We start from the raw sequence: 12446 nt of genomic DNA, 5'->3' as shown, positions 1-12446 counted from the left end.
CCCCTACGACCCAGCGCCGCCCCCTACGACCCAGCGCCGCCCCCCTACGGCCGCAGCAGCCGCGGCGACAGCGCCCCGCACGGCACCAGTTGCAGCTCCGCGCCCGCGTCCCGCAGGTCGGCCAGCACCAGCTCGTCGTACATCAGCAGCCCGGACTGCTCGGGCCACACCACCGCCCACAGCCACAGCCCGAGCGCCTCGCCCGCGAAGACGGCACGGTCCTCCGGGACCCCGGAGACGTGCCACAGCGGGGTGGGCCGGCCACCGGCCAGGACCTTGGCGTCGGGCGGCTTCTCGACGTCCAGGTACGTACCGGGGTCCGGACCGCCGATGCCGGCGTAGCGCGCGCCGAGGCCGACGCCGAGTTCCTCGGCCACCAGGATGAGTTCGCCCATGCCGCCGAGCGGACCGGGCCCCGAGCAGGCCACGGCCGTGGCACGGCCGCCGCTGCGGTCGTCCCCGGCATAGGTCACGCCCGTGAACAGCCAGCCGACCGGCAGGGGCCACGGCATCCACACCGGCACCTGCGTGCGGCGCACCACGACCCCGAGGGTCTCGACGCTGGGCGGGATCACGGGCTGCAGCGGATACACCGCTCCGTGCACATCGCACTGCCAGGAGTCGTTGAAGAGTCCGGGAGCCCTGACCCGGCCACCGCACTTCGGGCAACTGGGTTCGCCCCTCATAGGCCCCCACGGTCCTACCCCGGCCGCGCCACGTCAAGGACGATCACCCGTCCGGCCGGAACACGCCCGGCAAAAATTATATGCATATTGCATCAATTAGCCTGTCTAACCTATCGTGTGTAAAGAGCAACGATCCGGACGTGCGAACGATCCAGACACATGCCAGACACATGAAGGAGCGCGTGCATGCGCAGCAGTACAGAAGGCTCCGCCGGAGGTGACCCGTTCGACGAGGGAGCGGGCAGCATCCTGCGCCAGCCGAAAGCGGTCTGGGCGACGGCCGGTGCCTCCGTCGTCGCCTTCATGGGCATCGGACTCGTCGACCCGATCCTGCCCTCCATCGCCCGGGGCCTGAACGCCACGCCCAGCCAGGTCTCCCTGCTCTTCACCTCCTACTTCCTGATCACCGCCTTCGCGATGCTGGTGACCGGCTTCGTCTCCAGCCGCATCGGCGGCCGCAGGACCCTGCTGCTCGGGCTCGCCCTCGTGGTGGTCTTCGCCGGGCTCTCCGGCACCTCGGGGTCCGTCGGCGAACTGGTCGGCTTCCGGGCCGGCTGGGGCCTGGGCAACGCGCTCTTCGTCTCCACCGCGCTCGCGGTCATCGTCGGCGCGGCGGCCGGGGGGAGCGCGGCGGCGATCCTGCTCTACGAGTCGGCCCTCGGCCTCGGCATGGCGTGCGGCCCACTGCTGGGCGCACTGCTCGGGAACGCCAGCTGGCGCTACCCGTTCTTCGGCACCGCGTTCCTGATGGCCGTCGGCTTCCTGTGTATCGCGGCCTTCCTGAAGGAGCAGCCGAAGCCCGCCCGCAGGACCTCACTGCTCGACCCGGTCAAGGCGCTCGGCCACGGCGGACTCGCCTCGGCGGCGGTCTCGGCGTTCTTCTACAACTACACGTTCTTCACCGTGCTGGCCTTCACACCGTTCGTGCTGAACATGACCCCGTACACGTCGGGCGCGGTGTTCTTCGCCTGGGGTGTGCTGCTCGCGCTCTTCTCGGTGGTCGTGGCGCCGCGCATGCAGGAGCGGTTCGGCTCGCTGAGGGTGCTCGGCGGCTCGCTGGTGCTCCTGGCGGCCGATGTCGTCGTCCTCGGCTACGGCGACCACACCACCGCCGTCGTCTGCACGATCCTGTCCGGCGCGTTCATCGGCGTGAACAACACCGTCTACACCGAGCTGGCCCTCGGCGTCTCCGACACGCCGCGCCCGGTGGCGAGCGCGGGCTACAACTTCGTCCGCTGGTTCGCGGCCGCCGCCGCCCCCTTCCTCGCGCCGAAGATCGGGGAGTGGACCGACGTCCACGTCCCGTTCGTGGTCGCGGGCGCCACCGCCGCGGTGGGCGCGCTCGTCGTCGCCGTACGGCGCAAGGCGCTCACCGGCGAGGCCGAGGAGCTCCGGCCGCGGCACGCCGCCGAGGACGGCGCCACGGTCCTCGCCAACTGACGGCCGGCTGACGCCCCGGCAGCCCGGTCGGTGAGATCGGTCACTCCAGCGGGACGGACCGGCGGGCGGGGTCCCGCAGATCCGTCCCGCCGGCCAGCCAGCGCTCCTGCAGGGCCTGCGCGCCGTGCACCCGCTTCCAGGCGGCCTCGTTCGGGGTCATCGGCAGCAGCGGCAGGAACCGTACGGGCTCCATCGGCCCGTCGAGTTCCAGGTCCTCCACCAGGCCGCCCGGCTCGGCCACCAGCACCGAGGTGAAGGGGGCGCCGGGCCACAGCGGCCCGCCCACGTCCAGCGAGGCGCCCGGCGCCACCACCACGCCCTCGACCTGCGGGGACGCGCCGAGCACGGCGAGCGGGCGGAGCACCTTGTCGGTGTCGGCGAGGCCGGCCCGCACCGAGAGGACCAGCTCGGCGCGCGGCCCCCCGACCGGGTCGGCGAGCACCGCCGTGGGGTCGGTCATGGGGTGGGCGGACATGCCGAGAGTGGCGTACCGGACGATGTCCCCCTCGCGGAAGCGCAGCACCTCGATGCGGTCCGTGCCGAGGAAGGTGATCGCGGCGCGCGCGTCCGGTTCGCCCAGCGCGGAACGCAGCCGGGCCTCGACCAGCGGGAGAACATCAGCCATGCGGCGAGCATAGATCTCGTCAGCACCGGGCAAAGCGGCGCCTTGACACACCGGGCTGCTGATACTCTTGATCGGTCACCCGGGGCGGCATGCAGAAGCATCGCGATCGAGCCCCGGCACCGAAGGGACTCCCTCACGAGGGACCGGCCGGAGGAGGTGGGGCTGTCATGGACCGAAGTCGACCGTGCAGTAGCACCCGCTCTTCCCGCCGCTGATGTAGTTGTCCTGGCTCCGGCCGACTGCCACCTCTCGTCTTCGTGCCCTGGTCGCCTCTGCGCCCTGGTGCGTGTCGGACGGAAGAGCGCTCGTTTCGTCTGCCTGATCCGAACGATCCGCCCGATCCGAATCAGCAACGAAGCCCGTGCCACCGCGACGGTGCGGTGCTCCCCGCTTTGTGGACGTGCCAAACATCTCCACGGCAAGGACGTCCTCATTCCGGGCAGTTCCAACCGGCGTCGGCGGCCCCTCGTTGCTCGCTGCGAAGGAGCCCCGCCATGTCGATGATCCGCGACCTGCGTGCCGTGGTCCGCCCCTCCCGTACGGCCGCGCGCAAGGGCGAGTGCGCGTACGACACCGCGCACGCCCCCGCGACGCCCTCCGCCGTCGTCGACTGCGCCGTCTACCGCGACGGCGCCCGCGTCGAGACCGAGCGGCCGCTCACCCCGCAGGAGGCGATGCGCCTGGTGCGGCGCGACGGCGGCTTCGTGTGGATCGGTCTGCACGAGCCGACCGAGGCCGAATTCGCCGGTATCGCCGGGGAGTTCGGGCTGCACCCGCTGGCCGTGGAGGACGCGGTCACGGCCCACCAGCGGCCCAAGCTGGAGCGCTACGACGACACCCTCTTCACCGTCTTCAAGACCATCCACTACCTCGACCACGACAAGCTCACCGCCAACAGCGAGATCGTGGAGACCGGCGAGGTCATGTGCTTCACCGGCCGGGACTTCTTCATCACCGTCCGGCACGGCGGCAAGGGTTCGCTGCGCGCGCTGCGGCACCGGCTGCAGGAGGACACCGAACTGCTGGCCAAGGGTCCCTCGGCGGTGCTGCACGCCATCGCCGACCACGTCGTCGACGGCTACATGGCGGTCGCGGACGCCCTGCAGGGCGACATCGACGAGGTGGAGACGGAGGTGTTCTCACCGGGCCGGGGCGGCACCCCGCGCGGCGCCGACGCCGGGCGGATCTACCAGCTCAAGCGCGAGGTGCTGGCGTTCAAGCGGGCGGTGTCGCCGTTGCTGCGGCCCATGCAGCTGCTGAGCGAGCGGCCGATGCGGCTGGTCGACCCGGACATCCAGAAGTACTTCCGGGACGTGGCCGACCACGTGGCCCGGGTGCAGGAGCAGGTCACCGGCTTCGACGAGCTGCTCAACTCCATCCTCCAGGCCAGTCTCGCGCAGGCGTCCGTCGCGCAGAACGAGGACATGCGCAAGATCACGTCCTGGGCCGCGATCATCGCCGTGCCGACGATGGTGTGCGGGGTGTACGGCATGAACTTCGACCACATGCCCGAGCTGCACTGGAAGTACGGCTATCCGCTGATCGTGGCCGTCATGGCCGGGATCTGCCTGGGCATCCACCGCGCGCTGAAGCGCAACGGCTGGCTGTGAGCGGGCTGGTTAGTCTTTCTGCCATGACAAGTGAGCTGCTCGACCGGGCCCTCGTCGAGGAGGCCACCAAGAAGTCCGGACTCATCTGGGTCAAGGGCCCCGGCGGCCCGGCGCGTGCCCTGTGGCACGTCTGGCACGAGGGCGCGGCGTGCCTGGTCGGCGACGGGCCCGGCGAGCAGCCGCTGCCGGGGCTGGCCGGCGGGGCCGCTGCCGAGGTGACGGTGCGCAGCAAGGACAAGGGCGGCCGCCTGGTCACCTGGGCGGCGAGGGTCGTGGAGCTCGCGCCGGACTCGGAGGGCTGGCAGGCGGCGGTGGCCGAGCTGAAGGGCAAACGGCTCAACGCGCCCGACGGCGAGGCCATGACGCGGCGGTGGGCCCGGGAGTGCCGGGTGCTGCGGCTGGAGCCGACGGGGGCGACGGCGCCGCTGCCGGAGGGCTCGCTGGCCGAGGCCCCGCTGCCGACACCGGCGACGACTCGCCGGCCGGTCCCGGCGGGGTTGCCGCGGCTGCTGATGAGGAAGCGGCGGGGGAAGTAGCGGCCCGGCGGGGACGAGTACCGGCGGGCGACGAGTACCGGTGGGAGATGAGTACCGGTGACAGAGACGTCAGGACGCCGGCAGCTGCTTGCCGTAGTCGACCGTCTCGCTCTTCTCCGGCTGGGCCAGGGGGAAGTCCTTGCCCCACTCCGAGAAGGCCAGGGTCCCCGCGCCGCCCGCGCGCTCCAGGCGCAGGGGGTAGGGCTTGCCCTCCAGGGAGACGTCCAGGGTGCCGCCGCTGCCCTGGCCGCCGGCGATGCGGATCGTGCGGACGCCGGACTGCTCGTGGTGGCCGTCCCTCGTCAGCGTGCCGTGCAGGGTCAGCAGACCGTCGAGGAGGACGTCCTTGTCCGTGAAGCCGCTGAACCGCTGGTACGCGGGGTCGCCCTGCGGCACCTTCACATACTTGCCGTCCAGCTTGTCGGCGGCCCCGGCGCCCTTGCCGCTGTCGTCGACCTTGCCCCAGAACCCGGCGTCCGCCTTCAGGTACAGCTGCTCCCCGATCCGCAGCAGCCCGAAGGTCACCCCCTCGGAGGTGACCGAGCCGGAGCCTCCGTCGTCCTTCAGCCGCATGTCGAGCCGGTACGTACGGCCGTTGCTGACCACGTTCCCGGACAGGTGCACGGTGTCCGCGGACTCGGCCGCCGTCCGCGTCCTGGCCTGGATCTGCTCGGCCGGCAGCTTGCCCACCCCGTTGGTGCCCGCGTCCGGGTCGTCCTCGGCGCACCCCGTCAGACCCGCGCCCGCTACGACGACCACAGCGCACAGCGCACTCGTCAGCGCGGCCCGGCGAGTACGGCCCTGGGGAATCGCAGTCACAGGCGGTACTGCCTTTCTGAGGGGAGTCCTGAGCGGCGTACGGCAGCGTACCGGTGCCGCGCGGGGCGGGCGGAGCCAGACCGTCCACCACCCTCACCAGCCCGTATCCCCAAGGGACGGGCTAGCCTGAAGCCCACCTGAGCGGGCATTTGGGAAAAGGAACCCAGCACATACGTCACGCATCACGCAACACGGAGCCACGAGCTCACGGAGCCACGCAAAGGAGGTGCGGCCATGGCAGCGGGCGCCCCCCGGATCTTCCTCTCGCACCTTTCCGGCATCGCCGTCTTCGATCCGGCGGGCGACCAGGTGGGGCGCGTACGGGATCTGGTCGTCATGCTGCGCGTCGGGCGCCGGCCGCCCCGCCTGCTCGGGCTGGTCGTCGAACTCCCCACCCGGCGCCGTATCTTCCTGCCCATGACCCGGGTGACGAGCATCGAGTCCGGACAGGTCATCACCACCGGCGTGCTCAACGTCCGGCGCTTCGAGCAGCGGCCCACCGAACGGCTCGTCTTCGGTGAACTGCTCGACCGGCGGGTGACGCTCGTGGAGACGGGCGAGGAGGTCACCGTCCTGGACGTGGCGGCGCAGCAGCTGCCCGCCCGCCGGGACTGGGAGATCGACCGGGTCTTCGTCCGCAAGGGACGCAAGGGCAGCGCGTTCCGGCGCAACCGGGGAGAGACGCTGACGGTGGAGTGGTCCGCGGTCACCGGCTTCTCGCTGGAGGAGCACGGGCAGGGCGCGGAGAGCCTGCTCGCCACCTTCGAGCAGTTGCGCCCCGCCGACCTCGCCAACGTGCTGCACCACCTGTCGTCCAAGCGGCGCACGGAGGTCGCCGCCGCCCTGGACGACGACCGCCTGGCCGACGTCCTCGAGGAGCTCCCGGAGGACGACCAGATCGAGATCCTGGGCAAGCTGAAGGGCGAGCGCGCGGCCGACGTGCTGGAGGCCATGGACCCGGACGACGCCGCCGACCTGCTCGCCGAACTGCCCGAGGAGGAGCAGGAGCGGCTGCTGGGCCTGATGCAGCCCGCCGACGCGGCCGACATGCGCCGGCTGATGTCGTACGAGGAGCGCACGGCGGGCGGTCTGATGAACCCCGAACCGATCGTGCTGCGCCCGGACGCCACCGTCGCCGACGCCCTGGCCAGGGTCCGCAACCGCGACCTCTCCCCCGCGATGGCCGCCCAGGTCTACGTCTGCCGCCCGCCCGAGGAGACGCCGACCGGCAAGTACCTGGGCACGGTGCACTTCCAGCGGTTGCTGCGCGACCCGCCCTACACGCTCGTCGGCTCGATGCTCGACGACGACCTGCTGCCGCTGGCCCCCGACGCCACGCTGCCGGTCGTGGCCGGGTTCTTCGCGACGTACGACATGGTGGCGGCGCCCGTCGTCGACGAGGCCGGGTCGCTGCTGGGCGCGGTCACCGTGGACGACGTCCTGGACCACATGCTGCCGGAGGACTGGCGGGAGACGGAGTACCACCTGGACGAGAAGGGGGTGGCCACCGATGCCGGCTGAGCGCGAGAGCACCCGCGAGCGGCTCCCGGCGGGGGCCACCGCCGCCGGGCGGCCGCGGACCGGTCGGCTGGACCAGCCGCGCCCGCCGCGGCGCCGGCTGCTGCCGGAATGGGACCCGGACGCCTTCGGGCGGCTGTCGGAGCGCATCGCGCGCTTCCTGGGCACCGGACGGTTCATCGTCTGGATGACGGTGGTGATCATCGTCTGGATCACGTGGAACGTGACCGCGCCACGGCATCTGCGGTTCGACGAGTACCCGTTCATCTTCCTGACCCTGGCGCTGTCCCTGCAGGCCTCCTACGCCGCCCCGCTGATCCTGCTGGCGCAGAACCGGCAGGACGACCGGGACCGGGTCAACCTCGAACAGGACCGCAAGCAGAACGAGCGGTCGATCGCCGACACCGAGTACCTGACCCGGGAGATCGCCGCGCTGCGCATGGGCCTGGGCGAGGTGGCGACCCGGGACTGGATCCGCTCGGAGCTGCAGGACCTGGTCAAGGAGCTGGAGTTGAGAAGCGCCGACGGGCACCGGCCCGGGGTGTTCCCGGCGGAACACCCGGGCGGACGTGACGTGAACGACCACTGACAAGGGGGCTGTTCCTCCGCCGGTCGCCGTACCATCGTCCTTATGGTTACGGAAGACGCGGTGCGCGAAGCGCTGGCGACGGTTGACGACCCCGAGATCCACCGGCCCATCACCGAGCTCGGCATGGTCAAATCGGTGGAGATCGGTGCGGACGGTGCGGTCGCGGTCACCGTGTACCTGACGGTTTCCGGCTGCCCGATGCGCGAGACGATCACGCAGCGGGTGACCGACGCGGTCTCGCGCGTCGAGGGTGTCACCCGCGTCGGCGTCTCGCTGGACGTGATGAGCGACGAGCAGCGCCGTGAGCTGGCGGCGGCCCTGCGCGGCGGCCAGGCCGAGCGCGAGGTCCCCTTCGCCAAGCCGGGCAGCCTCACCCGGGTGTACGCGGTCGCCTCCGGCAAGGGCGGTGTCGGCAAGTCCTCGGTGACGGTGAACCTGGCGGCGGCGATGGCGGCCGACGGGTTGAAGGTGGGCGTGGTCGACGCCGACATCTACGGCCACAGCGTGCCGCGGATGCTGGGCGCGGACGGCCGTCCGACCCAGGTCGAGAACATGATCATGCCGCCGTCGGCGAACGGTGTGAAGGTCATCTCCATCGGCATGTTCACCCCGGGCAACGCGCCGGTGGTCTGGCGCGGCCCGATGCTGCACCGGGCTCTGCAGCAGTTCCTCGCGGACGTGTACTGGGGCGACCTGGACGTCCTCCTGCTGGACCTGCCGCCCGGCACCGGTGACATCGCGATCTCCGTGGCCCAGCTGGTCCCCAACGCCGAGATCCTGGTCGTGACGACGCCCCAGCAGGCGGCGGCCGAGGTGGCCGAGCGGGCGGGATCCATCGCCGTGCAGACCCACCAGAAGATCGTCGGCGTGGTCGAGAACATGTCCGGGCTGCCCTGCCCGCACTGCGGCGAGATGGTCGACGTCTTCGGCACGGGCGGCGGCCAGCGGGTCGCCGACGGTCTGACCCGCACCACGGGTGCCACGGTCCCGGTCCTCGGCTCCATCCCGATCGACGTCCGTCTGCGCGAGGGCGGCGACGAGGGCAAGCCGGTCGTCCTGACCGACCCGGACTCCTCGGCGGGCTCGGCCCTGCGCGCGATCGCCGGCAAGCTGGGGGGCCGCCAGCGGGGCCTGGCGGGGCTGTCGCTGGGCATCACACCGAAGAACAAGTTCTGACACCCACCGGCCCGGAAAGTCGGCCCTCGCCGGCCCGCGACGCCCGTCGCGGGCCGGCGAGGGCCGATGTCTCTCCGGCCACGGGCCGACGGAGCACGGGGCCAGTAGGGCACAGGGCCGACAGGGCACAGAGCCATGTCGCACACACGGCCCCGCCACCGGGGCGCGCCGCACACGCCCGGCCGGCGCCGGGCGAAGCCGACGGGCCTGCGACGCCAGGGCCCGAGAAGCACAGGCCGGCGTCACCACACGCGTCCCCACCGCGCGGCATGACACATGCACACACGCCTCGCCGACCGCCCGGCAGGCCGGCTCACGGCGCCCGACACCACGCCGGGCAGAGCCGCGAGGGGTCTCCGGCCACCGGGGCGACGGGCACAGGGCCCCGTCGGACGCGTGGCCCTCTCGGACGCGTGGCCCACCACGCGGGCGTGACGCGCCACGCAGGGCCCGCCGGTCAGGCGTACGCGTTGATGTCCTTGATCATGGCGAAGCCGAGTCCGTACGCGCTCATGCCCCTGCCGTACGCGCCCACGTGGACGCCCTCCCGGGTCGAGCCGGCGAGCACCCAGCCGAACTCCGACTCACGGTAGTGGAAGGGCATCGGGACGCCGTCCACGGGCAGGGAGAGCATCGACCAGGCCGAGCCCGTCAGGTCGTCGGCGAGCACCCACGCGGTCTCCGTCTGCTGCTCCAGCCAGTCGTCCCGCAGGGTGTGGTCCATCTGGGTGGGCCAGGTGACGGACAGCAGCCCGACCCCGGCCAGCCAGGCCGCCGAGGAGACGGAGGTGGCCTCCAGCTGGCCGGTGCCGTCGGCGAGGCGCCGTACGGGGTGGGCGGCGACGGTGACGACGACCGCGAACTTCTCCTTGGGCTCGTCCCCGGACACCTGCTCGTTGCGCACGGAAGGCTCGTCGCCGTGCCCGGTCGAGCCGTGTTCCACAAAACCGTCGGCCGAGGTGCCGACCTGCATCAGCCAGCGCGGCCCCGTGAAGGCCTCGTCGAGGCCGTACCACGGGAAGGGCGCCAGCAGGTAGCCGTCGACCGTACGCCGGGCGAAGGGAAACCGTTGTCCGCCCTCCGCGGCCGGCGCCTGTGCGCCTGCCTGACTCGTCGTCTCCATGTGCCCGGACGCCTCCTCGCTCTCGTCGGACCGGCGGTGGCCCGCCCCCCTTCGGGCGTACTCGTCCGGTCCGCACAACAACTCGGCAGCATATCCATCCCGCTTCGGGCAGCCGGGAAGCCGCCCGGTGCGTGGGTCGCGGGTGCGCGGGGACGGCAGCGGCTCAGGTGGCGTCCGCGTCGAAGGGCGGGCGTTCGTCGCGGCCCAGGACCTCGGGCTTCTTGGTCATGTCGATCCGGCCGCCGGACGAACCGGACGAGGACGCGGAGGACGGGGACTCGTGGCCGTGCACCGTGTCCGTGAGGTCGGCCATCTCCTTCTTCAGGTCGAAGCCGTTGCGGATCTCCTTCAGCCCCAGTTCGTCGTTCTCCATCTGCTTGCGGAGGAACGTCTTGGGGTTGAGGTCCTCGAACTCGAAGTCCTTGAACTCCGGACCGAGCTCGTTGCGGATGTCCTGCTTGGCGCTCTCCGAGAAATCGCGGATCTTCCGGATCGTGCGCGTCACGTCCTGGATGACCTTCGGGAGCTTGTCCGGACCGAACACGAGCACGGCCACGATGACGACCGTCACCAGCTCGAGCGGTCCTATGTCGTTGAACACCTGAAGCTCCTTGCGATGTCCTCGGTCCTCGGCCCTCGGGCGGTCCGGTCTGTGCGGGTCTCTTCCGTGGTCCGGGCCGGAACCACGGTACCCGGCGCAGGCGCCCGACCGGTACCGCCCCGAGGTGTCGGGCTGCGTGTGCATGACGGGTCCGCCGCGGCGTATGCCCCGATTCGGTCAGTTGCCGCTCGAGGACCCGAGCACGAGGGAGACCTTCCGCTCCCTTCCGTTGTGCACGACGGTCAGCTCCAGGCGGTCGCCGGGGCGGTGGGCGCGCGTCTTGACGATCAGCTCCTCGCCCGAGTGGACGCGCCGGCCGTTCACCGCGGTGATGACGTCGCCGGCCTTGATGCCGGCCCTGGCACCGGGGCCGCCGGGGGTGACCGGGGGACCGCCGTCACGGCCCTTGGTGTTCACCCGCGCGCCGTCGCCGGTGTAGTTCATGTCGAGGGTCACGCCGATCACCGGGTGGCTGGCCCTGCCCGTGTTGATCAGCTCCTCGGCGACCCGCTTGGCCTGGTTCACGGGGATGGCGAAGCCGAGGCCGATGGAGCCGGCCCGGCTGGTCTGCAGGTCGGAACCGGTGTCGGCGGAGCGGATGGCGGAGTTGATGCCGACGACCCGGCCCCGGACATCGAGGAGGGGGCCGCCGGAGTTCCCGGGGTTGATCGGGGCGTCGGTCTGCAGGGCGTCGACGTACGACACGTCGCTGCCGTCGCCCTTCTCACCGCCGGCCGTGATGGGGCGCTCCTTGGCGCTGATGATGCCGGAGGTGACGGTGTTGGCGAGGTCGAAGGGTGCGCCGATGGCGACGACCGGGTCGCCCACCTGCACGTTGTCGGAGTTGCCGAGGGGCATGGGGGTCAGGCCGCGTACGCCGCGGACCTGGACGACGGCGAGGTCGTAGCCGGTGTCCCGGCCGATGATCCTGGCCTTGGCGGTCTGGCCGCCGCTGAAGGTCACCGATATGTCCCCGCCGGAGGCGGCGTTCTCCACGACGTGGTTGTTGGTGAGGATGTGGCCGAGGCCGTCGAGCACGAACCCGGTGCCGGTGCCCTGCTCGCCGGAGCCTCTGACGTGCAGCGTCACCACGCTGGGCAGGGCACGGGCGGCGATCCCGGCGACGCTGTCCGGGGCGCGCCCGGCGGGTTCCTTCCCGGCCTGCGGCAGCTCCACGGTCCCCACACCGCCGTTGCGCTCGAAGTACGCCCCGGCCAGCCCGCCGAGCAGGCCGGAGGCCAGCGCGAGCACCACGGCCCCGCCCACCAGCGCCCGCGTCACCCGCCGGTGCCGCTGTTCCGCGCTGAGCGCCCCGGCCCCGCTCTGCTGCAGCGGCGCGGCAAGCTGCCCCCGGGCCCAGGGGTCGTACCGCGCCCAGGGACCGGCGCCGGCGACGGGACCGCCGTGCGGATCGGCGGGCGCCCGGCCCGGCGAGCCGTGCGGCGGGGCATCCGCGGCGGACGGGCCCTGCGGCGCGCTCTCCGCCGCCGTCGCCCCCACGGGTGCGGAGCCCGGAGCCACCGGCATGCCGGCATACGGAGCGGGTGCACCGTGGTCGGGAACGCCCGCGGGGCGCTCCTCCTGCGACACCGGCCCACCGTGGAAATCGGCACTCCCCTGGACTGATGAGCCGTGTGGGGGGACATCCGCCGCCGGTGGACCCGCGGGTGCGGCGGCCGGGGCCGCCGGCGTGCCGGGATACGGGGCGGACGCGGTGTGGGCG

At 72.1% G+C, this 12446-nt stretch carries 12 protein-coding genes; 6 read left to right on the top strand and 6 right to left on the bottom strand.

Annotated features, from left to right (window positions below; all coding sequences use genetic code 11):
- Positions 1–44 precede the first annotated feature (44 nt).
- A complete protein-coding gene (locus tag C1I97_RS19230) occupies positions 45–686 on the bottom strand; it encodes a DUF6758 family protein (protein WP_111004452.1) in 642 nt (213 codons plus the stop codon).
- Positions 687–872: 186 nt separating this feature from the next.
- Here C1I97_RS19230 and C1I97_RS19225 point away from each other — a divergent pair, with 186 nt between their 5' ends.
- Complete coding sequence (locus C1I97_RS19225) at positions 873–2126, top strand: MFS transporter (RefSeq protein WP_111004451.1); 1254 nt, start codon at positions 873–875, stop codon at positions 2124–2126.
- Positions 2127–2166: 40 nt separating this feature from the next.
- Here C1I97_RS19225 and C1I97_RS19220 read toward each other — a convergent pair whose 3' ends face one another.
- Complete coding sequence (locus C1I97_RS19220) at positions 2167–2751, bottom strand: suppressor of fused domain protein (RefSeq protein WP_111004450.1); 585 nt, start codon at positions 2749–2751, stop codon at positions 2167–2169.
- 494 nt (positions 2752–3245) lie between these two features.
- Here C1I97_RS19220 and C1I97_RS19215 point away from each other — a divergent pair, with 494 nt between their 5' ends.
- Entirely contained in the window at positions 3246–4361 is a 1116-nt protein-coding gene (locus tag C1I97_RS19215; protein WP_111004449.1) for a magnesium and cobalt transport protein CorA, read from the top strand.
- A gap of 23 nt (positions 4362–4384) precedes the next feature.
- The gene (locus C1I97_RS19210; RefSeq protein WP_111004448.1) at positions 4385–4897 is read left to right on the top strand and encodes a hypothetical protein; all 513 of its coding nucleotides are present in this window, start codon (positions 4385–4387) and stop codon (positions 4895–4897) included.
- Between the two features lie 69 nt (positions 4898–4966).
- Here the strand turns inward: C1I97_RS19210 and C1I97_RS19205 are convergent, their stop codons facing one another.
- Positions 4967–5716: a hypothetical protein gene (locus C1I97_RS19205; RefSeq protein ID WP_111004447.1), complete on the bottom strand. Its 750-nt coding sequence runs from the start codon at positions 5714–5716 to the stop codon at positions 4967–4969.
- A gap of 234 nt (positions 5717–5950) precedes the next feature.
- Here C1I97_RS19205 and C1I97_RS19200 point away from each other — a divergent pair, with 234 nt between their 5' ends.
- From C1I97_RS19200 to C1I97_RS19190, 3 genes are read left to right on the top strand one after another with little or no spacing between them, the layout of a single operon-like run.
- A complete protein-coding gene (locus C1I97_RS19200; protein ID WP_111004446.1) occupies positions 5951–7237 on the top strand; it encodes a magnesium transporter MgtE N-terminal domain-containing protein in 1287 nt (428 codons plus the stop codon).
- Complete coding sequence (locus tag C1I97_RS19195; RefSeq protein ID WP_111004445.1) at positions 7227–7823, top strand: DUF1003 domain-containing protein; 597 nt, start codon at positions 7227–7229, stop codon at positions 7821–7823. Before C1I97_RS19200 ends, C1I97_RS19195 begins: the two co-directional genes overlap by 11 nt.
- A gap of 42 nt (positions 7824–7865) precedes the next feature.
- Positions 7866–8999 carry an Mrp/NBP35 family ATP-binding protein gene (locus C1I97_RS19190; RefSeq protein WP_111004444.1) on the top strand — a complete coding sequence of 378 codons (1134 nt, stop codon included), beginning with the start codon at positions 7866–7868 and terminating at the stop codon, positions 8997–8999.
- Between the two features lie 457 nt (positions 9000–9456).
- Here C1I97_RS19190 and C1I97_RS19185 read toward each other — a convergent pair whose 3' ends face one another.
- The 3 genes from C1I97_RS19185 to C1I97_RS19175 form a co-directional block, all read right to left on the bottom strand.
- Positions 9457–10122 (bottom strand): hypothetical protein, encoded by a 666-nt coding sequence (locus tag C1I97_RS19185; protein WP_111004443.1) that lies wholly within the window; start codon positions 10120–10122, stop codon positions 9457–9459.
- 163 nt (positions 10123–10285) lie between these two features.
- Positions 10286–10723 (bottom strand): sec-independent translocase, encoded by a 438-nt coding sequence (locus C1I97_RS19180; RefSeq protein ID WP_111004442.1) that lies wholly within the window; start codon positions 10721–10723, stop codon positions 10286–10288.
- A gap of 177 nt (positions 10724–10900) precedes the next feature.
- A partial coding sequence (locus C1I97_RS19175; RefSeq protein WP_258382643.1) for a S1C family serine protease occupies positions 10901–12446 on the bottom strand: 1546 nt, incomplete at its 5' end.

Origin of the sequence: Streptomyces sp. NTH33 (genome assembly GCF_003236365.1) — a bacterium.
Taxonomy (GTDB): domain Bacteria; phylum Actinomycetota; class Actinomycetes; order Streptomycetales; family Streptomycetaceae; genus Streptomyces.
This window is presented reverse-complemented; position numbering and strand designations above follow the sequence as displayed.

Coding starts and splice junctions, on each gene's coding strand:
- C1I97_RS19220 (WP_111004450.1), bottom strand. CDS start 2,751: ATGGCTGATGTTCTCCCGCTGGTCGAGGCCCGGCTGCGTTCCGCGCTG.
- C1I97_RS19200 (WP_111004446.1), top strand. CDS start 5,951: ATGGCAGCGGGCGCCCCCCGGATCTTCCTCTCGCACCTTTCCGGCATC.
- C1I97_RS19225 (WP_111004451.1), top strand. CDS start 873: ATGCGCAGCAGTACAGAAGGCTCCGCCGGAGGTGACCCGTTCGACGAG.
- C1I97_RS19185 (WP_111004443.1), bottom strand. CDS start 10,122: ATGGAGACGACGAGTCAGGCAGGCGCACAGGCGCCGGCCGCGGAGGGC.
- C1I97_RS19230 (WP_111004452.1), bottom strand. CDS start 686: ATGAGGGGCGAACCCAGTTGCCCGAAGTGCGGTGGCCGGGTCAGGGCT.
- C1I97_RS19195 (WP_111004445.1), top strand. CDS start 7,227: ATGCCGGCTGAGCGCGAGAGCACCCGCGAGCGGCTCCCGGCGGGGGCC.
- C1I97_RS19210 (WP_111004448.1), top strand. CDS start 4,385: ATGACAAGTGAGCTGCTCGACCGGGCCCTCGTCGAGGAGGCCACCAAG.
- C1I97_RS19190 (WP_111004444.1), top strand. CDS start 7,866: ATGGTTACGGAAGACGCGGTGCGCGAAGCGCTGGCGACGGTTGACGAC.
- C1I97_RS19215 (WP_111004449.1), top strand. CDS start 3,246: ATGTCGATGATCCGCGACCTGCGTGCCGTGGTCCGCCCCTCCCGTACG.